General features: G+C 41.1%; 24 protein-coding genes. 3 read left to right on the top strand and 21 right to left on the bottom strand.

What is annotated here, in order from left to right:
• Nucleotides 1–15 precede the first annotated feature (15 nt).
• The 19 genes from D8837_RS05180 to nrdR form a co-directional block, all read right to left on the bottom strand.
• Nucleotides 16–849, bottom strand: coding sequence for a carbohydrate ABC transporter permease (locus D8837_RS05180; protein WP_000730332.1), 834 nt, complete (start codon nt 847–849; stop codon nt 16–18).
• The gene (locus D8837_RS05175; protein WP_000237988.1) at nt 849–1,733 is read right to left on the bottom strand and encodes a carbohydrate ABC transporter permease; all 885 of its coding nucleotides are present in this window, start codon (nt 1,731–1,733) and stop codon (nt 849–851) included. Before D8837_RS05175 ends, D8837_RS05180 begins: the two co-directional genes overlap by 1 nt.
• A gap of 78 nt (nt 1,734–1,811) precedes the next feature.
• Nucleotides 1,812–3,149 (bottom strand): ABC transporter substrate-binding protein, encoded by a 1,338-nt coding sequence (locus tag D8837_RS05170; protein WP_020903252.1) that lies wholly within the window; start codon nt 3,147–3,149, stop codon nt 1,812–1,814.
• Between the two features lie 18 nt (nt 3,150–3,167).
• Nucleotides 3,168–3,620, bottom strand: coding sequence for a YhcH/YjgK/YiaL family protein (locus D8837_RS05165; protein WP_000587482.1), 453 nt, complete (start codon nt 3,618–3,620; stop codon nt 3,168–3,170).
• Between the two features lie 24 nt (nt 3,621–3,644).
• Nucleotides 3,645–4,343: an N-acetylmannosamine-6-phosphate 2-epimerase gene (locus D8837_RS05160; RefSeq protein ID WP_020903251.1), complete on the bottom strand. Its 699-nt coding sequence runs from the start codon at nt 4,341–4,343 to the stop codon at nt 3,645–3,647.
• A gap of 580 nt (nt 4,344–4,923) precedes the next feature.
• Nucleotides 4,924–6,939: an ATP-dependent DNA helicase RecG gene (gene recG / locus D8837_RS05150; RefSeq protein ID WP_125456402.1), complete on the bottom strand. Its 2,016-nt coding sequence runs from the start codon at nt 6,937–6,939 to the stop codon at nt 4,924–4,926.
• Nucleotides 6,940–6,957: 18 nt separating this feature from the next.
• Entirely contained in the window at nt 6,958–8,061 is a 1,104-nt protein-coding gene (gene alr / locus D8837_RS05145; protein ID WP_125456401.1) for an alanine racemase, read from the bottom strand.
• Nucleotides 8,051–8,413, bottom strand: coding sequence for a holo-ACP synthase (acpS, locus tag D8837_RS05140; protein WP_000635003.1), 363 nt, complete (start codon nt 8,411–8,413; stop codon nt 8,051–8,053). The genes alr and acpS overlap by 11 nt, the downstream gene beginning before the upstream one ends.
• Before the next feature lie 44 nt (nt 8,414–8,457).
• Nucleotides 8,458–9,489 (bottom strand): 3-deoxy-7-phosphoheptulonate synthase, encoded by a 1,032-nt coding sequence (locus tag D8837_RS05135; RefSeq protein WP_070842386.1) that lies wholly within the window; start codon nt 9,487–9,489, stop codon nt 8,458–8,460.
• A gap of 1 nt (nt 9,490) precedes the next feature.
• Nucleotides 9,491–10,522, bottom strand: a complete 1,032-nt coding sequence (locus D8837_RS05130; protein WP_004258559.1) for a 3-deoxy-7-phosphoheptulonate synthase — start codon at nt 10,520–10,522, stop codon at nt 9,491–9,493.
• A gap of 80 nt (nt 10,523–10,602) precedes the next feature.
• Complete coding sequence (secA, locus tag D8837_RS05125; protein WP_001274073.1) at nt 10,603–13,116, bottom strand: preprotein translocase subunit SecA; 2,514 nt, start codon at nt 13,114–13,116, stop codon at nt 10,603–10,605.
• A 145-nt stretch (nt 13,117–13,261) separates the two neighbouring features.
• Nucleotides 13,262–13,552, bottom strand: a complete 291-nt coding sequence (locus D8837_RS05120; RefSeq protein WP_020903246.1) for a SpeK protein — start codon at nt 13,550–13,552, stop codon at nt 13,262–13,264.
• A gap of 139 nt (nt 13,553–13,691) precedes the next feature.
• Nucleotides 13,692–14,039, bottom strand: a complete 348-nt coding sequence (locus D8837_RS09735; protein WP_000977067.1) for a hypothetical protein — start codon at nt 14,037–14,039, stop codon at nt 13,692–13,694.
• Between the two features lie 65 nt (nt 14,040–14,104).
• Nucleotides 14,105–14,443, bottom strand: a complete 339-nt coding sequence (locus tag D8837_RS09730; protein WP_125456400.1) for a hypothetical protein — start codon at nt 14,441–14,443, stop codon at nt 14,105–14,107.
• 80 nt (nt 14,444–14,523) lie between these two features.
• Nucleotides 14,524–15,834, bottom strand: coding sequence for a ribosome biogenesis GTPase Der (der, locus tag D8837_RS05100; protein WP_001207696.1), 1,311 nt, complete (start codon nt 15,832–15,834; stop codon nt 14,524–14,526).
• Nucleotides 15,835–15,847: 13 nt separating this feature from the next.
• The gene (locus D8837_RS05095) at nt 15,848–16,561 is read right to left on the bottom strand and encodes an NADPH-dependent oxidoreductase (protein WP_125456399.1); all 714 of its coding nucleotides are present in this window, start codon (nt 16,559–16,561) and stop codon (nt 15,848–15,850) included.
• Nucleotides 16,558–17,454, bottom strand: a complete 897-nt coding sequence (dnaI, locus tag D8837_RS05090; RefSeq protein ID WP_045605888.1) for a primosomal protein DnaI — start codon at nt 17,452–17,454, stop codon at nt 16,558–16,560. Before dnaI ends, D8837_RS05095 begins: the two co-directional genes overlap by 4 nt.
• Nucleotides 17,455–18,624 carry a replication initiation and membrane attachment family protein gene (locus D8837_RS05085; protein ID WP_125456398.1) on the bottom strand — a complete coding sequence of 390 codons (1,170 nt, stop codon included), beginning with the start codon at nt 18,622–18,624 and terminating at the stop codon, nt 17,455–17,457.
• Complete coding sequence (gene nrdR, locus D8837_RS05080) at nt 18,625–19,098, bottom strand: transcriptional regulator NrdR (RefSeq protein WP_001203672.1); 474 nt, start codon at nt 19,096–19,098, stop codon at nt 18,625–18,627.
• 139 nt (nt 19,099–19,237) lie between these two features.
• Between nrdR and D8837_RS05075 the strand changes: the two genes are divergently transcribed.
• Genes D8837_RS05075 through D8837_RS05065 form a run of 3 tightly spaced genes read left to right on the top strand, consistent with a single transcriptional unit; the run spans nt 19,238 to nt 21,086 of the window.
• A complete protein-coding gene (locus D8837_RS05075) occupies nt 19,238–19,603 on the top strand; it encodes a GntR family transcriptional regulator (protein ID WP_000119149.1) in 366 nt (121 codons plus the stop codon).
• Between the two features lie 4 nt (nt 19,604–19,607).
• Nucleotides 19,608–20,303 carry an ABC transporter ATP-binding protein gene (locus D8837_RS05070; protein ID WP_020903239.1) on the top strand — a complete coding sequence of 232 codons (696 nt, stop codon included), beginning with the start codon at nt 19,608–19,610 and terminating at the stop codon, nt 20,301–20,303.
• 15 nt (nt 20,304–20,318) lie between these two features.
• A complete protein-coding gene (locus tag D8837_RS05065; RefSeq protein ID WP_020903238.1) occupies nt 20,319–21,086 on the top strand; it encodes a hypothetical protein in 768 nt (255 codons plus the stop codon).
• 31 nt (nt 21,087–21,117) lie between these two features.
• On the opposite strand, the gene D8837_RS05060 is transcribed toward D8837_RS05065, so the two are convergent.
• Complete coding sequence (locus tag D8837_RS05060) at nt 21,118–21,813, bottom strand: LrgB family protein (protein ID WP_024057288.1); 696 nt, start codon at nt 21,811–21,813, stop codon at nt 21,118–21,120.
• On the bottom strand, nt 21,810–22,184 hold the full coding sequence (locus tag D8837_RS05055) for a CidA/LrgA family protein (protein WP_000781325.1): 375 nt from the start codon (nt 22,182–22,184) through the stop codon (nt 21,810–21,812). Before D8837_RS05055 ends, D8837_RS05060 begins: the two co-directional genes overlap by 4 nt.
• Nucleotides 22,185–22,452: the final 268 nt, after the last annotated feature.

Raw genomic sequence — 22,452 nt, 5'->3', positions numbered from 1 at the left:
CTTTCTAATTTTAACTTATTTTACAGATCCTTCTGATAATCCACTTGCAATTTTATTTTGGATGATAGAGAAGAAAATAATCGATGGAAGAACTACAATAACAGATGCAGCCATCATATCTCCCCAGTCTAAAATTTCTGAACCATTAAGTGAACGAAGGGCTACTGCTACTGTCATCTTTCCTGTATTGTTAATCAAAATCAAAGCATACAAGAATTCATTCCAAGCATTGATAAATGTATAAATAGCTGTTGCTACAATACCTGGTGCTACAATCGGTAGCACAACTTTATAAAAAGTAACAAATTTATTTGCACCATCAATTCTAGCTGCTTCTTCAATTCCAATTGGAACTGTTTGGAAAAATCCAACTAAAAGCCAAACCGCATATGGAACACTAAAAGATAGATAAACCATCATCAAGCCAAATAAACTATTTGTTAATCCAACTTTAGCAATGGCTATTGAATAGGGAATTGCTAGCAAAATTGGTGGAAAAATGTAGGTAATGACAAGTAGTCTTGACATGATTGCTCCCAATTTAGGGAAGAATCGAACAATACCATAGGCTGCCATAGCAGAAATAATAATCGCAATAACAGTTGTAGCTAAGGCAATGATTAAACTGTTTCGAATGTTATCAATAAAGTGCAAATCATTGATAACATGAGTGAAATAATCCAATGTAAATTGTTCAGGCCAAAATCGTGTTGGATACTGAGTTAATTCCCCTTTACCTTTGACAGAAGATATGATAATCCATACCAATGGGAAAATTGCAACGATGGTCGCACCAATCAAGAGTACATGTGAGAGAATATCTAAATAAATACCGGATTTCTTCTTCATTATTTTCTACCCTCCTTTTCCCACTTACTGATGATAGCAAAGTAGATAAAGCAAATTGCCACCAAGAAGATAAAGAGCAATACTGTAACTGCTGAAGCACGACCCAACAATTTAGTTCCCCAACCTAGGTTGTAGGCAAAAATTGGAAGCGTCGTTGTAGCATTGGCTGGTCCACCACCTGTAATTAGGTAGATAATGTCAAAGTTATTAAAGATCCATACAGTTCTCAAAACAACTAGAAGCCCTACAACCACTTTAATATGTGGAAAGACGATAAATTTGAAAACTTGCCAACTTGAAGCACCATCTATCTTAGCAGCCTCAAATTGTTCTTCGGGTACTGTTTGCAAAGCTGAAAGTACATTAACCATAATCATCGGCGCTCCAAACCAAATGTTGATAAACACCAAACATAGGAATGCCCATGTACTATCTGTCAAAAATGCAGGCGTATGTTCCATTAAACCTAATTTTACGATTAGATTAGGTAAGTAGCCATAAACCCCGTTTAGGATCCACTGCCAAGAAAAAGCAATAACGATGGTAGGAAATGCCCAAGGAACAATCAATAAGGTCCTATATAATTTCTTGAAGTGGCGTACTCTGTGAAGAGCTAAAGCCAATACAAACCCTACTAAAACTTGACCAACTAATGAGAAAACGGTCCACTTAATTGAATTAAAGAACGCATTAAAGAAGTTGGGATCTGATAGCACAGCTTTATAGTTAGCTAAACCAACAAATTTATAATTAGGCATAATCAAATGCTTATTGGTAAAGCTATAAAAAATACTCGAGAAAAACGGATAAACAAAGAGTAATCCTACGATAATCATAGCTGGCAAAACAAATATCCAGCGAGTTAAATTACGTTCTTTAACCATTCTCCTTCTCCCTTCTTTTACAAGATTGGGCTAGGGCTTTTCAGCTCACTAGCCCACCTATTTTCTAGTCTTTTACATCTACTGAGCAGCCTCAAATAAATCGTTTAGTTGTTTTTCTGCTTCTTTTGCTGCTTTCATAGGATCTGTTCCATTTGAAATGATATCTTGGAACATTTGTTCAATAATGTGTTGGTTAGTCAACATACCAGCTTGTACACTTGGTCCATTTTCATAACCAATAGCAGTACCTTTTTTAACAGCTTCAGTAATTACTTCTTCAGCATGTTTAAATTTCTTACGAGTTTCATTTTCTTTATAGGCTGCAGAATCGCTAATTCCCTTAATAGTTGGCAACATACCTACTGGAGTTGAATCAAGGAATTTAATATAGTCTTCTTCATTGTAAAGTGATTCCAAGAATGCTTTAGCAACTTCTGGATGTTTTGAATTTTTCCAAACAACCATTGGAATGTTTGATGTTTCAATTCCTTGGTCTTTATCAGATTCTTTGATTTTTGGAATAGGATAGGCATCAATCGAATCAATCAATTGAGGACTGTTGGCATTAATTCCTCCAATATGGAAGCCAGAGTTAAAGTCAAATGCTGTTTTTCCTTGATAGAACAAGGTAGCTTGTTGAAGGACATTAAAGTTCAAAGAATCTTGAGGTGAAATTTCTTTATACATTTTAACCCAGTATTTAATACCATCTTGAGCAAGTTGACTTGTCAAATCTGCTTTAAGATCTTTTGTTAAGAGACTTCCACCACCACTACGTACGTAGAAGTTCAAGAAACGTGTTGCCATTAAGTCATTTGTTCCAAACGGAACAGACAAGCCATAAACTCCAGCTTCTTTCAATTTTTTAGAAGCTTCATAGAGTTGATCCCAAGTTTTAGGAACCTCAATATTATGTTCTTTTAACAAATCTGTTCTAACCCACATGACTTGTGCATGTGAATAAAGAGGAACAGAGTAGTAATCATCTCCGATTTTTGCTTCATTTAAGGCAGTTTCGTTAAATTTATCCTGTCCAATACGCTTGATAGAATCGTTTAGCGGAACCAAAGCATCTGAGTTGACCATTTCCATTACTTGGTTAGGAAGAGCCGTACTGATATCTGGCACATTTCCATTTGCTAAACCTGTAGTCCATTTAGTATAGAAGTCATTCCAAGAGAATGTTTCAATCTTGATTTTCGTTTTTGGATGCTTTTGCATAAAAGCATCTGCTGATTTTTGAATACTTTCCAAACGTGGTCCTTGAGTAAAGGAGTGCCACATTGTAATCTCACCAGATAATTCTGTCGGTGGTTCAGTGTCAGCTGTAGTTTCTTTCTTTCCTGAACAAGCTACCAAGGCAACGGCTGCTAGCGCAACTCCAGCTAGACATAAAAACTTTCTCATTTTTTTCATTGTTCTTCCCTTTCTACATTAAGAAATCGCAACTTTAAAGACAACTTTTTTAACAGGTTCATCATTTATACGAACCTTGGGTTGATGTAAATCTTCTGGAAAAGTGATAAGGCATTCACCAGCTCTCAAATGAACTAACTGTTCCACTTCTCCTGTGTATAATTCAATATCTTTTTCTTCATCATATTTTTGGGTAACGCTTACATTTTCTGGCGACGTAACAGCCATGGCTTCTTCGTTTTCCAAAACTAAATGAATATCCAAATATTTTTGGTGAGTTTCAAAGAAGGCTCCTGCTTGACCGTCTGCTAGATAAGTAAAGCAATTACCAAATAATCGATCACCATCGATATCAATCGGACCTTCTGTTAAATTTTCTAGTCCTGTTTTTTCTAGAAAATCTATTAATGTTGCAAAATGTGGATTTACTTTCACATAAGTTCCTAAACGACTGATTTTAGTAATAATCATACTCAATCCCCCTTTCTTTATTTTTTATTTAAGACCAGCAACGAAGCGTTCTGTAATCTCTTTGGGTCTAGTAATAGCGCCACCAACAACGATACCTCGCACTCCATATCCCAGGATTTGTTTGGCTTGTTCAGGTGTATGAATTTTCCCTTCTGCAATGACATCTACACCGGCATCACAGAGTTTTTTAATTAATTCAAAATCGGGACCATCCACTTTTGGACTGTAAGATGTGTATCCTGATAAGGTTGTTCCGACAAAGTCAATTCCTGCTTCAACAGCTGCCAATCCTTCTTCGAAAGTACTTGTATCAGCCATCAAGAGCTGGTTCGGATATTTTTCCTTAACCTGACGAATAAACTCTTGAATCTCTAAACCATCGTAGCGTTCACGCTTGGTACAATCCAGAGCAATCACCTCGATGTCAAGCTCTGCCAATTCATCAACTTCTTTCATAGTAGCAGTGATGAAGGGTTCTTGAGGTGGATAATCTCGTTTAATTATCCCAATGATTGGAAGGTTGGTAACCTCCTTGATTTCCTTGATATCGCGAACACTATTTGCTCGGATACCGACTGCTCCACCTTGCTCAGCCGCTTTGACCAGCAAGGGAATGACTCCTCCCGCTTCTGTATAAAGCGGTTCGTGAGGAAGGGCCTGACAAGAAACGATGATTCCATCTTTGATTTTTGCAATCAAGGCTTCTTTAGTAATCTGTGGCATCCTCTTTCCTCCTTTTCCTTGTTCTTATGAGGTCATTATATATCATTTATTAAGCGCTTTCAATACTTTGTGATAGAATAGATTTCAGTTTCAAAAGTATTTTATAGAACAGCTGTTTCTGAAAGTAGTTTCAGAAAAGACATATCCTTTCAATCTATTGTCCCATAAACTAAATATACTATCTTTTGATTCTTTCACTTAATGATTTAGAAAGTAATCGTCTACTCTGAACTGACTCCATTCTACTCTAGCTATTTATAATTACCGTTCAAATCTTGAAAAAACTCAAACAAAAAAAGAGCATTTCCGCTCTTTCTTCTCCTATTCAATCTTAGTTTTTTGCTTCTTTCTTTTGGAAAGTGGTTTGGTAATTTACTTTAATAGTTACTGTCATGTGAGAGTCCTCGTTTCTTTTTGATGACTCTAGTATAAGGGTCAAACCTGAAAGCTAGCTTAAGTTTTCCTTATAGAAAGCTTATACTCAATGAAAATCAAAGAGCAAACTAGGAAGCTAGCCGTAGGCAGTACTTGAGTACGGCAAGGCGAAGCTGACGTGGTTTGAAGAGATTTTCGAAGAGTATTAATCTAAATGTTCTTTCTTTTCCATATGAAGGGCAATCATGCGCCACTCTGGATCCTCTTGCCAGCCTTTGATAGAACTAATGTAGCTAGCAACCTTTCTGGCTTCTTCTAAAATCGGAAAATCTTCGATAATATCAGCTACTTGGAACTCTGGGAGACCTGACTGTCTAGTTCCAAAAATCTCACCTGAACCACGCATTTTCAAATCTTCCTCAGCAAGAACAAAACCATTGGTGGTTTCTGTCATGATGCGCATACGGTCTTTCCCAGAATCCGTCTTGGGATTGGCAACAAGAACTGCATAGGACTGCTTATCTCCCCGACCAACACGACCTCTGAGCTGGTGAAGCTGGCTGAGCCCGAAGCGATCGGCATCCATGATAATCATGACGGTCGCATTTGGAACATTAACCCCGACCTCGATAACTGTCGTCGAAACAAGAATATCTGTCTTTCTCTCCTTGAAATCCTGCATTATCTGGTCTTTTTCATCACTCTTCATCTTACCATGTAGAAGAGCCACCTTTGCCTTGCCTGCAAAATGAGCCGTCAACTCCTCTGATAAGGCAATGGCATTTTTCAAATCCAGAGCTTCTGATTCTTCAATCAAGGGAGAGATGACATAGGCTTGTGAACCTTTTTGGATTTCCCCCTCTAACCAAGTCAAGACCTGAGGCAATTGCTCATGTTTGATCCAGCGAGTCACAATAGGCTTTCGTCCTGCTGGCATCTGGTCAATAATGGAAACATCCATATCTCCAAAGGCTGTGATAGCCAAGGTTCGTGGTATGGGAGTCGCCGTCATCATGAGGACATCTGGGTTGTCGCCTTTTTCTCTCAGAACACGCCTTTGCCCTACACCAAAGCGGTGCTGCTCATCGATGATAATCAAGCCCAGACGAGCATAATCCACCCCATCCTGTATTAGAGCGTGAGTTCCGATAATCAAATCAGCCTCACCCTTGGCAATAGTCTCCAAGACTTCTCTCTTTTCTGCAGCTTTCAAGGAACCTGTCAAAAGAGCCAGTTTCAAGTCTGGGAAGAGACTCTGTAGACTCTCAAAGTGTTGCTCTGCAAGGATTTCTGTTGGTACCATAAGAGCAGCCTGATAGCCAGTCGTCACTGTCGCATACATAGCCAAGCCAGCGACTACCGTTTTTCCGCTCCCCACATCCCCTTGTAGGAGACGATTCATATGATGGTCGGACTTCATATCAGTTAAAATTTCCTGCAAACTCTTTTCCTGAGCTTGGGTCAGGGCAAATGGTAGATTTTCTTTAACAACCGTTACTTTTTTCTGAGACCAGTCCAGAACCAGACCGCTTCCCTGAACTCTGTTTTCAGACTTGAGCGTCTGCAATTGCATTTGGAAATAAAAGAGTTCCTCAAACTTGATACGGCGAAGGGCCTGCTTATATTCTGCCAAATCCTTAGGGAAATGCATGGCACGAACAGCCTGACAACGGGACATGAGTTTGTATTTGTCCAGCAAAGACTGGGGCAGATTTTCCTCTATCAAGAGGTCCAGTCCCTGATCAAAGGCTGTCTTGATAACCTTGACCAGCCCTGCCTGACTGATTCCCTGAGCCAGACGATAGACTGGCTGGAGGTCATCTTCCACCTGAGCCAGGACCTTCATCCCAGTCAGACTAGCCTTGGCTCGGTCCCATTTTCCAAAGACAGCAAGGGTTGCTCCCAACTCTATCTTATCTGCTAGATAGGGCTGGTTAAAGAAATTCACCGCAAAAACGACTTCTCCCTGCTTGAGGCTAAAGCGCAGACGATTGCGCTTGAATCCATAATACTGGACACTGGCAGGAGTCACGACTTGACCAGATAGGACTGCCTTCTCCCCGTCCTCTAGTTCCAATACTTGCTTGGTTTTGAAGTCTTCATAACGGAAAGGAAAGTAGAGCAAGAGGTCTTGCAAGTTTTCAATTCCTAGTTTGGCGTATTTTTCTGCTGACTTTGGTCCCACACCAGGTAAGACATGCAGGGGTTGATGTAGATTCATGCTCCACTCCTTTCCTCTTTAATAATATTCTCTCGGAATGCGATCGCTGAGGAGACAAACCACCTCATAGTTAATAGTGCCACGGTAGGTCGCTACCTGAGTAGCTGTGATTTCCTTGCCCCCATTAGAACCAATGAGGGTGACTTTTGTTCCTAAGGGATAAAGCTTAGGCAGACGAATGGTGATTTGGTCCATCGAAACCCGCCCAACAATTGGGCAAGCTTGGCCATCTACCAAGACAGAAAAATCCTGCATGTCTCGTGTCCATCCATCCGCATAGCCAATTGGTACCGTCGCGATGACTTGCTCGCTATCCGCTTGATAAGTTGCTCCATAGCCCATGCAAGCTCCAGCTGAAACTGTCTTGACATGAACCAGAGTAGTTTCCAAGGTCAAGGCTGGTTTCAAGTCATAGGGCAAGTCCAAAACCTCTCCGCTAGGGTTAAGACCATACATAGCGTCTCCCATACGGACCGCATTGAAAATAGTCTCTGCATGCCAAAGGGTCGTTGCCGAATTACTGGCATGGATCAGCTCTGGAAGACCTTTCATACTGGCCAAAATAGTTTTAAACCGTTCTAACTGGGTATTAAAGTAGTTATCTGATTCTTCGTCTGCAGTAGCAAAATGGGTAAAAATCCCTTCAACACTAGCACCGTGTTGTTGGAGCAAGTCTTGAGCTCGCTCAGCCTCACTAGCCTCGCGAAAACCAATCCGTCCCATTCCTGAATCAATCTTGAGGTGGACTGTCAAACCTGATAGGTCTTCTTCCTGATCTAAGAGTGCTTGAATCCACTCCAGCCCAGCCACTGTCAAGGTGATGTCGTATTCTTTAGCAAGAGAAACAGCTTCGATTTCAGAAACTCCTAAAATGAGGATTCGTTTGCTGAGTCCAGCCTGTCTGAGTTCAATAGCTTCATCGATATTGGAAACGCAAAAGCCATCAACATCATCTTGAATAGTCGTGGCAACGGCAACAGCTCCATGACCATAGGCATTAGCCTTGACTACTGCAAATTTGAGTGTTCCTTCAGGGATATGAGCCCCCATTTGCTGAATATTTTGTCGAATAGCTCCCAGATGAATCAGAGCCTTGGTTGGTCTATGCGGACTAGCTTTCATGATTTTCCTCCAAAATGACACTAGCTGTCACAAACTGATCTGTATGGCTGATAGACAGCCAAATCTTTCCTGAAAATGGTGCCTGACTAAAATAAGGCGCCCCGCGTTCATTATTCAAGACTTCCAAATCCTGAAAACCTAGTTTTCCAATACCAGTTCCCATGGCCTTGGAAAAGGCTTCTTTAGCCGACCAGCGACCAGCTAAATATTCTATTTGCCTGCGCCCTTTGAGACTGTTAAAACGTTCCATTTCCTTAGCGGTCAGCACGCGCTTAGCAAATCCTTCATGTCGTGTAACTGCGCTTTCTATCGAAGCCAATTCTTCGATGTCAATTCCGTGTCCAACTATCATTCTCATCAAAAGGAGTTGAGATCCCCCAACTCCATCCTTTTCACTTATTTTGTCAAGGTAGCATAAATCTCTTCTACCAAGGCCTCTGTATTTTCCCAACCCAAGCAAGGATCCGTAATAGAGCAACCAAAGACCTCTGGTTGGTTTTGACGACCATCTGCTAGGTAAGATTCAATCATAAATCCTCTAACCGTCTTTTTGATTTTCTCATTCCAATCACGATTTTGCAAGGTCTGACGAACAATTCGAATCTGCTCCATATATTGCTTTCCTGAGTTATCATGGTTGGTATCGATGAGGATAAAGGGATTTTCAAGTCCCATGGCTTCATAGCGTTCAATGGCATTTAGCAAGGTTTCATAGTAAAAGTTAGGCTCATTTTTCCCATACTCATTGACTGCACCACGAAGGATGACGTGAGCCAAGGGATTTCCTGAAGTCTCAACTTCTTGCCCATGGAAAAGGAAGGTCTGTTTATTTTGAGCGGCATAGATGCCATTAAACATAACACCAAGATTTCCAGAGGTTGGATTTTTCATTCCGACTGGTGCATCAATTCCTGAAGCCACAAAGCGGTGCTCTTGGTCTTCCACAGAACGAGCCCCAACAGCATGGTAGCTGACCAAATCATCTACCAAGACCAGATTTGACGGATAAAGCATCTCATCTGCCGTTGTCAAACCAGTCTCTGTAATCACGCGGTAGTGCAACTGGCGCACAGCCTGCAAGCCGTTAATTAAACTTGGAGCCTTAGAAGTATCTGGCTGGTGAACCAAACCTTTATAACCGTCTCCGTTGGTGCGTGGTTTAGCTGTATAAACACGCATAACCATGAAAATCTTGTCCGCAACCTTCTTCTGCAAAGCTGATAAACGGCGGGCATATTCCAAGACAGCCTCTTCATTATCAGAAGAGCAAGGACCAATCACCAAAAGGATACGGTCATCTTCTCCTGAAATAATGTCTGCCAATTCTCTATCACGACGATCCTTTAATCGCAAGGCTTCCACAGACAATTGAGTTTCTGCCTTGATTGCTTCAATATCGATTTCTTGACCTTTTTCAATAAATGCCATCTTATTCTCCTAACGTTTGGTAGATTTCTCTGACGAGGACTTCCGTATTCTCCCAGCCAAGGCAAGGGTCTGTGATAGACTTGCCAAATACTTCCGGTTCGTTTTGACGGCCGTCTTCTAGATAAGACTCAATCATAAAGCCACGAACGTACTGCTTGATTTTTTCATTCCAATCACGGTTAATCAAGGTCTGGCGGACAATTCTAATCTGGTCCATATATTGCTTACCAGAGTTGTCATGATTGGTATCCACAATGATAAAAGGATTTTCCAAGCCCATCTTCTCATACTGAGCAATAGTATCCATCAAATTATCATAGTAGTAGTTAGGAATATTCTTACCATACTCATTGATTGCTCCACGAAGAATAGCGTGCGAAAGCGGGTTCCCAGTTGTTTCCACTTCTTTTCCTAGGAAAAGGAAACTTTGTTTGTTTTGAGCAGCATAAATCCCATTAAACATAACATTGAGATTTCCAGATGTTGGATTTTTAAACCCAGTCGCGAAATCTGCTCCACTTGCCACAAAGCGGTGTTGCTGGTCTTCAACTGAACGGGCACCAACTGCCATGTAAGAAATCAAATCATCCACAAGCGGTAGATTTTCAGGATAAAGCATTTCATCAGCCGTTGTCATTCCTGTTTCTGTGATAACACGATAATGAAGATGGCGAACGGCTTTGATTCCATTGATAAGACTAGGCGCTTCTGTCGCATTAGGCTGGTGAATCAAGCCCTTATAGCCATCTCCGTTGGTACGGGGTTTGGCAGTGTAAACACGCATAACCATAAAGATACGGTCTGCCACTTCTTCTTGCAAAGCTGCCAAACGCTTAGCGTATTCAAGAACAGCTTCTTCATTGTCAGATGAGCATGGCCCGATTACCAAGAGAATTCGCTGGTCTTCTCCACGTATAATGGCTTCTAGCTCTTGATCGCGCTGAGATTTTCTCTCCAAAGCTTGACCTTCTAATTTTGATAAGGCACGAACTTCTTCAATATTAATTTTAGGACTTTTTGCTGTAAATACCATAACTCATCTCCTTATAAATCAAACGGATACCAAGTAAAAATTTACTTTTCACAAGGTATCCGCCTCTAAACTATCTCATTTTATTGTCTTTTACCGTGACAGTTTTTAAACTTCTTACCAGAACCACATGGGCAAAGTTCATTCCGTCCAATCTGACTCAAATCCAAATCTTCTGGTATATTTGCTTGGTGGGCAGCGATATTACGAGTCGCTGTTGTACTGATATGGTGTTCTGCTTGTGGTCTTTCTTGTTCATGAATTTGTGCTTTCATCATCAAGCGTGTTACATCAAACTCAATCGAACCAATCATATCATTGAACATACGGAAACCTTCTGCCTGATACTCAACAACAGGGTTGTTCTGAGCATAGCCACGAAGTCCAACCGCGTTACGCAATTGATCAAGGGCGTCGATATGATCTGTCCACTTGTTATCTACCACTCGTAGAATCAAGACTTTTTGGAATTCTTTAACTGCTTCTTCATCGCGTAGTTTTGAAACCTGACTATCGTAAACTTGCAAGGCACGTTGGAAGAGCTCTTCCTTGATGGCCTTATCAGACAAGCCTGACAAGTCTTCCATCGTGATAGAATCTTCTGGAAGCAAGTTGTACTTAGCAAAGTTCAAAATTGCCTCTAGTTTTTCATCTTGTTTGGCACGCGCATGACCATCAACGACACGACCAATCGTGCGTTTGATCATAGCCTGAATTTCAGGTGCCAAATCACGATCTGCAGTAATGACGTCGTAACGTTGAGCGTAGATAATCTCACGTTGTTCACGCATGACGTCATCGTATTGAAGGACTTGTTTACGGGTATCGTAGTTATTTCCTTCGACACGTTTTTGCGCCGCTTCAACCTGACGCGTCAACATACGAGACTCAATCGCCTCCTCAGACATGTTCAAGCGTTCAAAGATTCCCTTCAAACGTTCAGAACCAAAACGTTTCATCAAATCATCTTCAAGAGATAGGTAGAATTGTGACTCACCTGGATCTCCTTGACGACCTGAACGTCCACGAAGCTGGTTATCGATACGACGGCTTTCATGACGTTCTGTACCAATAACACAAAGTCCACCCAATTCGCGAACCCCTTCACCAAGCTTGATGTCGGTACCACGACCGGCCATGTTAGTCGCAATGGTAACAGCACCACGTTGACCAGCATTCATGATGATTTGGGCTTCTTTATAGTGGTTTTTTGCGTTCAAGACTTCGTGAGGTACGCCAGCTGCAACCAATTTCTTAGAAATGTAATCACTAGTTTCAACCGCTACTGTACCAACCAAGACAGGCTGACCTTTTTGGTAACGAGCCTTAACGTCTTCGACAACCGCCTTAAACTTAGCCTCAATACTTGCATAAAGAAGGTCTGAGTGGTCAATACGTTGAACAGGACGGTTGGTTGGGATTGGAATAACACGAATGTTGTAAATTTCACGGAATTCTTCTTCCTCAGTCTTACCTGTACCCGTCATACCAGACAATTTCTTGTACATACGGAAAAGGTTTTGGTAAGTGATTGAGGCAGATGTCTTAGTTTCATCCTGAATTGGCACACCTTCTTTGGCTTCAATAGCTTGGTGTAATCCATCAGAATAACGACGACCTTCCATGGTACGACCTGTAAATTGGTCGACAATCAAAATTTCTTGTTCTTCGCTCACCACATAGTCAATATCGAGAAGCATGATATAGTTGGCACGAAGGGCGTTATCGATAAAGTGAGTAAGAGCTACGTTTTCGATGTCATAGAGGTTTTCAAGTTTGAAGTAGCTTTCAGCCTTGTCAATCCCTGAATCAGACAAACCAATAGTCTTAGACTGCACATCGATGATGTAGTCGTCTTTGTCCAAAGATTTTACATAGTGGTCTGCCATGTGGTAGAGCTGACTGGTTTCAACTGCATTAGCACCTGATACGATCAAAGGTGTACGGGCCTCGTCAATCAAGATTGAGTCAACCTCATCGACCAAGGCATAGTTAAGCGGGCGTTGTACCATGTTTTCAGCACGAACGACCATGTTATCACGAAGGTAGTCAAATCCGATTTCTGAGTTGGTTGAGTAGGTAATGTCACACTCATAGGCTTCTTTTTTCTCCATTGGAGATTTGGCAGCCAAGTTAATCCCTACTGACAAACCAAGCCATGAGTACAATTCACCCATTTCAGTCGCGTCACGTTCTGACAAGTACTCATTGACCGTAACTACGTGAACCCCTTTACCTGAAAGGGCATTGAGGTATACCGGCATGGTCGCAGTCAAGGTTTTCCCTTCCCCGGTACGCATCTCTGGCACGTCACCATGGTGAAGAACGATTCCCCCCATGACCTGAACCTTATATGGGAAGAGACCTAGGACACGTTTAGCACCTTCACGGACAACCGCAAATGCTTCATAAAGCAATGAATCCAGTGATTCTCCATTTTGATACCGTTCTTTAAATTCAACTGTTTTTGCTTTTAGTTGGTCGTCAGTCAAAGCAGCCATTTGGTCTTCGTATTTGAAAACCTTGTCAGCCATCTTTTCCAGACGACGGATTTCTCCTTTATCATTTTCGATAATTGTTTTTAAAATATTAGCCATGTTTTTCCTTACTTTAAATTCCGAATATTTTAGAATGTTCTTTTAATTTTAGCACAATTACTGATTATTTTCAAGGAAGAATCCCCATTTTGAAAAGGAAAAAGAGGCTAGTTTCCAAGCTAACCTCTCTGACTTTTATGATGCTTTAATTGCCAACAAAAATCGGCAAAATCGCAAATAGGATAAATAGATTTATCCAAAGAGAAAAACAGCAGATCAATCCAAAAACAAAGAGACTGACTTTCTTGGACAGCAAGGCCATCAAAATAGACAGAATACCAAAAACTAGTAAAACTTTCTGCATGATTAAGAGATTGATAGATATTCCCAGAACTGGTTTATCCCAAGGAACAAAGAAGAAAGCCAGCCAGATCAGCAGAACTAAACCAATATAAACCTTGGAATAGCGTGTAATAAATGATTTTAGATGTTCCATAAGCCACCTCCTACAAATAGAAAGTAATATAATAATCAATGAAAATCAAAGAGCAAACTAGGAAACTAACCGCAGGCTGTACTTGAGTACGGCAAGGCGATGTTGACGTGGTTTGAATTTGATTTTCGAAGAGTATAAATCAATGCCTTCCACCGTTAGACTCCCCTAGTTCTCGTCTCAAGCGAAACATGTTTTTGAAAAAGATATAGTCTAACCAGTCACTGCCTAGAGATAAGACTATCAAAAGCAACCAAACACCCCAAGTACTAGCATCTGATACATAATTTAGAACAAAAGGGAAAAATAAGAATGAAAAAATTGTCATATCCAAGCTAAACAGAGCTAAAAGGGAAATATAAATCCAGTAGAAATAGTAGATAATGGGGAAAAACTTACTGTTTCTATCAGCATTATCTATCCAATAAAAAAAGTAAAAGCAGGGAAATAAGAGTATCAAATGAAACCAATTAAACGACAGTTTCATCATCGACACCTCCTCTTTAAAATTGTTTTCTTTAGTTTCATTCTATTAAATGTTCTTACCAATATAAATCAATGCTTTCCACCTTTAGACTTCCCCAGTTCCCGTCTCAAGCGAAGCATTTTTTTGAAAAAGATATAGGTTAACCAAGAACTGGAAAAAGCAATAAGTAGTAATAATAGCCAAATGCCCCAAGACTTGATGTCTGCCACATTTCTCAATAGGATATTGAAAAACAAGACTGAAAAAACTGTCCAAGCAAGGCTAAAAAGAGCATAGAGGGTGATGTACATCCAGTAAAAATAGTAAAAAATTGGGAAAATTTTACTATTTCTGTTGGCCTTTTCAATCCAGTTATCAAAATAAAAGTACGGTGCTAAAAGTAAGAATTTAAACAAATGTTCCATCATCAACACCTCTTTTTGATAGCGTTTTCTTCAACTTCATTCTATCAAAAAAATCTGGAAATGTCATTCCAGATTCTACTTTTTTATTTACGTTTTCTTGCGATGAGATGGATTGGTGTTCCTTCAAAGACAAAGGCCTTGCGGATTTGATTTTCCAAGAAACGCAGGTAAGAAAAGTGCATGAGTTCTTCTTCGTTTACAAAGATAACAAAGGTTGGTGGTTTGGTTGCCACTTGGGTCGCATAGAAAATCTTAAGTCGTTTCCCTTTGTCTGTCGGTGTTGGGTTAATGGCAATGGCATCCATAATCACATCGTTCAAGACAGCTGATGGAATACGTGTGTTTTGACTTTCGCTGATTTGCTTAATCATCTCAGGAAGTTTGTGGAGACGTTGCTTAGTCAAAGCTGATACAAAGATAATCGGTGCGTAAGGTAGATATTGGAACTGCTCACGGATATCTTCTTCCCAGTTTTTCATAGTGTGGTTGTCTTTTTCAAGTGTATCCCACTTGTTGACCACGATAATCATCCCTTTACCAGCTTCATGAGCAAATCCTGCGATACGCTTGTCGTATTCACGAATACCCTCTTCCGCATTGATGACCATTAAGACCACATCTGAACGGTCAATAGCACGCATGGCACGCATAACAGAGTATTTCTCAGTATTTTCATAAACCTTACCAGACTTACGCATACCAGCCGTATCAATCATGGTAAACTCTTGACCATCTGTATCTGTAAAGTGGGTATCAATGGCGTCACGCGTTGTTCCAGCAACAGGACTAGCAATGACACGGTCTTCTCCCAAGATAGCGTTAATCAAGCTTGATTTTCCGACGTTAGGACGACCAATCAAGCTAAACTTAATCACATCTGGATTTTCTTCTTCATATTCATTTGGAAGATTTTCTACGATAGCATCTAGCACATCCCCTGTACCGATACCATGGACAGATGAGATAGGCAGTGGTTCACCCAAACCAAGAGCATAGAAATCATAGATATCATTTCGCATCTCAGGGTTGTCCACCTTGTTAACCGCGAGGATAACTGGTTTGTGGGTCTTATAAAGCTTACGGGCTACGTATTCGTCTGCATCGGTAATCCCTTCCTTACCAGACACGACAAAGACGATAACATCTGCTTCTTCCATGGCAATTTCTGCCTGGTGCTTGATTTGTTCCATGAAAGGAGCATCGACATCATCGATTCCTCCTGTATCAATCATGCTAAACGAACGATTGAGCCACTCACCCGTTGCATAGATACGGTCACGTGTCACTCCTTCGACATCTTCTACAATGGAGATTCGCTCACCAGCGATCCGATTAAATAGGGTTGATTTCCCAACATTGGGACGTCCTACAATGGCAATAGTTGGTAGGGCCATAATTTCTCACTTTCTACAATAACTTTTTCTGTTCAAGATTTTTTCTAGTTGAGCTTGGTTCAGCTTGACTGAACTGTTCTGCTAGACGCTGACTCCAGCTTGTAGTCGCACGCGCTCCAGCATAGTCCGCCTGTACACGGTCATAAGCTTCGATTGCATCAGTTGACTGTTCTTGATATTCTTCCTCAAACACCACTTGATTCAATGGCAAGCGAGGTTTGACTTCATGTTCCTCATTTGGCACACCTAGTGCCATCCCAAAGACAGGATAGGTGTAGTCAGGCAGGTTAAAAAGCTCTGCCACTTCTTCTGACTTGTAACGCACCAAGCCAATAATGACACCACCATAGCCCAAGCTTTCAGCTGCCAGCAGGGCATTTTGACCAGCAAGAGCAGCATCGACCGAACTAATCAAAAGACCTTCTACACCTTGGGGTTGGAAGGTATCGGTATGAAGTCGGGCCCCCTTTTCTGCTCGGTTCAAATCTCCGACAAAGAGAAGAAAAACAGCTGACTGTCGAATGGCTTCTTGAGGTACCAATTCATACAAGACATCTTTCTTTTCTTGACTTCGTACCACAATCACAGAGTAGGATTGAAAATTCTTCCAAGACGATGCCATTTGGGCCGCTGTCAGGATTTCAGTCAAGTCCTCCTGAGGAAGAGCTTGCTCTTTAAACCTGCGCACTGAAGTGTGAGCCTTCATTAATTTGATTGTTTCTGTCATCGGCGGTTTACTCCTTCTAAACGAGTCTCCTCAGCCAAATAACGGATGCGTTCCATGACCCGTCTGGCTTCCCAGGTTTCGTCATTTCCATGTTTCCCTTTAGCGAAATGCTTCTCCAAATCTTCAAAGTTGAAGTTGGAGGTAAAAAAGGTCGGTAAATTTTCCTGCATCCGATATTGAAGAATGACCTGCAGGATTTCATCACGTACCCAAGCTGTTGATTGCTCGGCACCAATATCATCTAAAATCAGGACTTCAGACAGTTTAATCTCATCTACCAAGGTCTTGACATTACCATCACTAATAGCATTTTTGACATCAATGACAAAGCTAGGATAGTGAAGGAGAGTTGAGGAAACACCACGTTTTTCTGATAAATCATGGGCTAAGGCAGCCACCATGAAACTTTTACCCACACCAAAGTCTCCATAGAGATAGAGCCCTTTACGAACAGTTGGATAGGCTTCTGAAAATTCAACCAAACGTTGAAAAACAGTGAAACGTTTCTCATCATCTGCATCAACATCCGCAAAACTTACTTTTTTAAGACTGGCTGGCAGATTGATTAACTTGAGACGGTTCTTAATAGCTGCTTCTTTCTCAGCCGCAATTAGTTCAGGAGTTTCTTCATATGAAACGTCCGCATAGCCATGATTCATGACTAGTATAGGCTTGTATCCTTTGGCAATATAATCCGTATCACCACGGAGAAACTTGTCACGCTCGGTGATGTACTGATTAAACTTGGAGATACTGCGATTCAATTCCTCTGGGCTGAGGGATTCTTGCTGGATAAAGGCCGCAACATCAGGGTCCTTCATGATTTTCTGGACCAAATCTTGATAATGAAAACGGCTAGGTTGACGTTTGAGTACGTCTCCGACACTTTCCATCTAATCTCCTCCTTTTTCTAATCGAGCTAATAGTTCTTGTTTCTTACGTTCTAGTTCCAGACGAGTTTCCTCGCTGGTTTCATTCTTATAATCTGGATTGCTCCACTTGGGTACATTGGACTTAGCAGGACCGGGTTTACTGCCTTTTTGAGCCTGACTCTTCTGCCCACGCTCACGGATTCGCATGACTGCTTCTTCTGCCGAATGAATCTTTTGATAGGCATAGTCATTGGCTACTTTCATGGCATATTTCTCATTGATATTTGCCGAATCCACCTTATTAAAGGTCAACAAGAGAATGATATTGATGACTTCGTCCAGCAAGCCCAAACCAGCCATCTGTTGCAAGAGTTCTCTTTCTGTTTGGGTAATGGTCCCCTTGCGTGTCTGCTTGATTTCTGCTAAGAACTGCAGGGCCGTTTTACTTTTGGCTTCTTTGATAATGGTCGTTTCCTTAGGACTAAAGTCAGAGGAAACAGGTTTTTGAGCGATTTTCTCCCGCATGCGTTTGGTTGAAATAACTTGGGAAACAGCTGTTGACTTAGCCAGTTGATAGGTCTCAAACCAAGTCCATTTCTTCTCCTCAGCAATGGCAAAGAGGTTTAAGACATCGGACTGCTCATCCGCAAAGCGAAGCCCATCTCGAGCCATAAGCTGACGAAAATGGTCCAAGTCAAAATCGTTGGCCACTTTCTTCTTGAGACCAAGGTCTTCTTGACTTCCCAGCTCTGCCAAATCTGGAAAGACTTGATTGAGTGAGACAGGTATTTCTTCTCCCTCAGCACTTTCAACTTTTAAATCCTCCACAGCTGCATCGCCAATCTTTTTCTCCAAAAGTCTGCGATAAACAGGATGCTCCAAGAAATCTTGACTTGAAAGAGGAGCCTGGATAACTATCTGATAGGTATCACCCTTTTGATAGAGGGTCAAGAGATTAAAAGCAGATAGGATTTTCAAAGATTTTAAAAGTCTGTCCATCCCAAAATTGAGATGATTGAGAATGCTTGAAAAAAGGTATTCCTTTCTGCCATTATCCCAAAAACTAATCGTATAAAGATAAAGGCTCAGTGCCTCCTGACCGATAATCGGGAGGTAGCACTGTACCAGAGATGAGGTATCTTGCGACACCCGATTATTCTTTAGATAAGAAAAACGGTCAATTGGCTTCATTTATCTTTCCTTTTTCTTTTTAGAGGACTGGGTGATTTGTTGGAGCAAGCTCTCTAACTCACTGACATCCTTAAAACTACGATAGACACTGGCAAAACGTACATAGGTAATCTCATCTAACTCAGCCAACTCCTCCATGACGAGTGAACCAATGTCCTCACTTTGAATTTCATTTTCATTTCGACCACGGAGTTTCTGTTCGATACGATTGACTACCATGTTAATTTCATCACTTGACACAGGACGTTTCTGGGCTGAGCGGATAATCCCATTAAAGATTTTATCTCTGGAGAATTGTTCCCGTGTGCCATCTTTTTTAACAACCACCAAGGTTCTTTCTTCTACTCGTTCGTAGGTTGTAAAACGGTGTTGGCATTCATCGCACTCACGTCTTCTACGAATAGTGTTCCCTTCTTCTGCTTGGCGACTATCGATAACACTTGACTTGGTAGCCCCACATTTTGGACAACGCATCCTTTCCCTCCTTATCGTTTTCTTTTCATTATACCATTTTTTAAACGATTCCCAAAACAATTCTTCTTTTTGCTTGACAAGTTTTTTGTTTTGTTGTATTATTTAATTAAGACAAAGAGATAAAAGAAAGGAGACCAAGATGTCCTGGACATTTGACAACAAAAAACCCATCTATTTACAGATTATGGAGAAAATCAAGCTTCAGATTGTTTCCCATACACTGGAACCCAATCAACAACTTCCAACCGTGAGAGAGCTGGCTAGCGAGGCCGGTGTCAATCCAAACACCATCCAAAGAGCCTTGTCAGACCTCGAACGAGAAGGATTTGTCTACAGCAAGCGCACAACTGGACGATTTGTGACTGAAGATAAAGAGCTGATCGCCCAATCACGCAAACAATTATCGGAAGAAGAATTGGAACACTTCGTTTCCTCCATGACCCATTTTGGCTATGAAAAAGAAGAACTACCAGGCGTAGTCGGCGATTATATTAAAGGAGTTTAAGCCTATGTCATTACTAGCATTTGAAAATGTATCCAAATCTTATGGAGCAACCCCAGCCCTTGAAAATGTTTCTCTTGACATCCCCGCTGGAAAAATTGTTGGTCTCCTTGGGCCAAACGGTTCAGGAAAAACAACCCTGATTAAACTAATCAACGGCCTCTTGCAACCAGATCAAGGACGTGTCCTGATCAACGACATGGATCCAAGCCCAGCAACCAAGGCTATCGTAGCTTATTTGCCGGATACGACCTATCTCAATGAGCAAATGAAGGTCAAAGAAGCCCTAACCTACTTTAAGACCTTCTATAAAGATTTCAATCTTGAACGCGCCCATCATCTGCTTGCAGATCTGGGCATTGATGAAAATAGTCGTCTCAAGAAACTATCAAAAGGGAACAAGGAAAAGGTCCAACTAATTTTAGTTATGAGCCGTGATGCTCGTCTCTACGTTTTAGACGAACCCATTGGTGGGGTGGACCCAGCAGCCCGTGAGTATATCCTCAATACCATTATCAACAACTACTCCCCAACTTCTACCGTTTTGATTTCTACCCACTTGATTTCTGATATCGAGCCAATCTTGGATGAAATTATCTTCCTCAAAGATGGAAAAGTCGTTCGTCAAGGTAATGTAGACGATATTCGCTATGAGTCAGGTGAATCCATTGACCAACTCTTCCGTCAGGAATTTAAGGCCTAAGCAAAGGAGATTATTATGTTTTGGAATTTAGTTCGCTACGAATTTAAAAATGTTAACAAGTGGTATTTAGCCCTTTACGCTGCCGTGCTAGTTCTTTCCGTTCTCATAGGAATGCAAGTACACTACTATAATTATGTATCTTTCAAAGATAGCCAACCTGTCTTACTTTTCTTTCTGGCTCTCGTCTTTGGTGGATTGATGATTACACTTGGGATTTCAACCATTTTCTTGATTATTAAACGATTCAAAGGTAGTGTCTATGACCGACAAGGCTATCTGACCTTGACCTTGCCAGTTTCTGAACACCATATCATCACAGCCAAATTAGTTGGAGCCTTCATTTGGTCTATCCTTAGCTCCACTGTACTAGTTCTAAGCGCTTTTATTATTGTTACCATAACGGTTCCAGAATGGATATCAAATTCTGAGTTGATTCCACTTGTAGGAACATTCCTTCCTCAACTCTCTCTTATGGGGGTATCCTTCCTACTAAATACCATCTCAGGAATCCTCTGCATCTACTTGGCTATTTCCATCGGACAACTGTTCAATGAATACCGTACCGCACTCGCTGTTGCAGCCTACATTGGTATCCAAATCGTCATTGGATTTATTGAAGTCTTCTTCAATACCAGTACTAACTTCTATATTAATTCACTTGCAGGATTTAATGATAATTTCTATATGGGAGCAAGCGTAGGCATTGTTGAAGAACTCATATTCATAGCTATCTTTTACCTCGGAACCTACTATATCTTGAAAAACAAGGTTAATTTACAATAAAAAATGCCCAGCTAAAAAGCTGGGTTTTGATTTAACTCAATATCAAACTGGCTACAATAGGGCTGACAAAGACATAGAGAATACCGGTGACACCGATAGACAAACCACCCATGGCTCCTGCTACAGAACCGTATCGAAAGGCTGTGCCTGTTCCGACTGCGTGACCTGTTCCTCCAAGGGAAAGACCAACAGCTACTGGATCATCTATTTTCAACCACTTCAAAAGTGTTGGGCCGATGACACTGGTTAAAATCCCAGTCGCCACCACAACAACCAAGGTCACAGTCGTCAAGCCTTGCAATTTTTCTGTAATCCCAACTGCCATGGCGGTTGTTACTGACTTAGGAAAGAGAGAAATGGCTAGGAAAAAGTCCATTCCAAAAATCTTTGCTACAAGGGCCGTGAAAGATGTATTGACCACTACCGCTAACAAACTACCAAAGAGAATACTCCGAGCATGGTGCTTCATCAAATGAAAACTCTTGTAAAGCGGAATCCCTAGAGCCACGGTCGATGGGACAATCAAGTTGTTCAAATAAACCCCACCTTGGTAGTAATCTTGGTAAGAAATACCCGTCACTTTTAGAAAGATGATAATGAAAACAGCTGACAAAAGCAAGGGCGTTGTCAATGGATGGGGAAAACGTCTGTAAATCAGCATTCCCACTAGATAGGCTAAGATAGACAGGGCCAGCCCAAACAGGGGATTGGAAACAAATTCACTCATTTGGCATCTCCTTTCTCATAATCTCCCTCAAACCGTCGTTTGATGAACTGAACTACCAAGGCTATGAGGATAATATTGATGACTGCTGCAAAAAAGACAATCAAAACAATGGGCAAAAGATAGGGAGCAATCACATCAAACTTCTCCATGATTCCCACTGCTGGCGGCAAAAAGAGAATGGTCATATTGGCCAGCAAGAAATTCCCCACCATATTGACATGCCTGGTTCTCAGCCACTTAAATTGCAGGGCTAGAAAGAGAATAATCAAACCGATAATACTGCCTGGGATGGGCAAGTGAAAGAAACTAGAGATTCCCTCTCCGATTAGAGAAATCACAAAGAGAATCATTAATTGAACATATAATTTCATCCTATACTCCACGAAATAGACTTCTTGCATACCAGTTTACTCTTTTTTCAGAAAATTTCAAGGAAATGCACAAGGGATAATAAAAATTAGAAAGGAAAGGGGATACAAACAATTCTTGACTTGTGAAAACAGGCATGATTTAGGATAAGAGATGCCTGCGTCTTTCTTGCCAGCTCTTTTGAAAAGTAGTATAATTATTGCATGCGCAATCATCTTGTGATGCAGAGATTGTCCGTTAATGGACTTTCTTCTATTTATGACTCTAAAA

This window comes from Streptococcus mitis (genome assembly GCF_003942965.1).
Lineage (GTDB): Bacteria > Bacillota > Bacilli > Lactobacillales > Streptococcaceae > Streptococcus > Streptococcus mitis_BH.
This window is presented reverse-complemented; position numbering and strand designations above follow the sequence as displayed.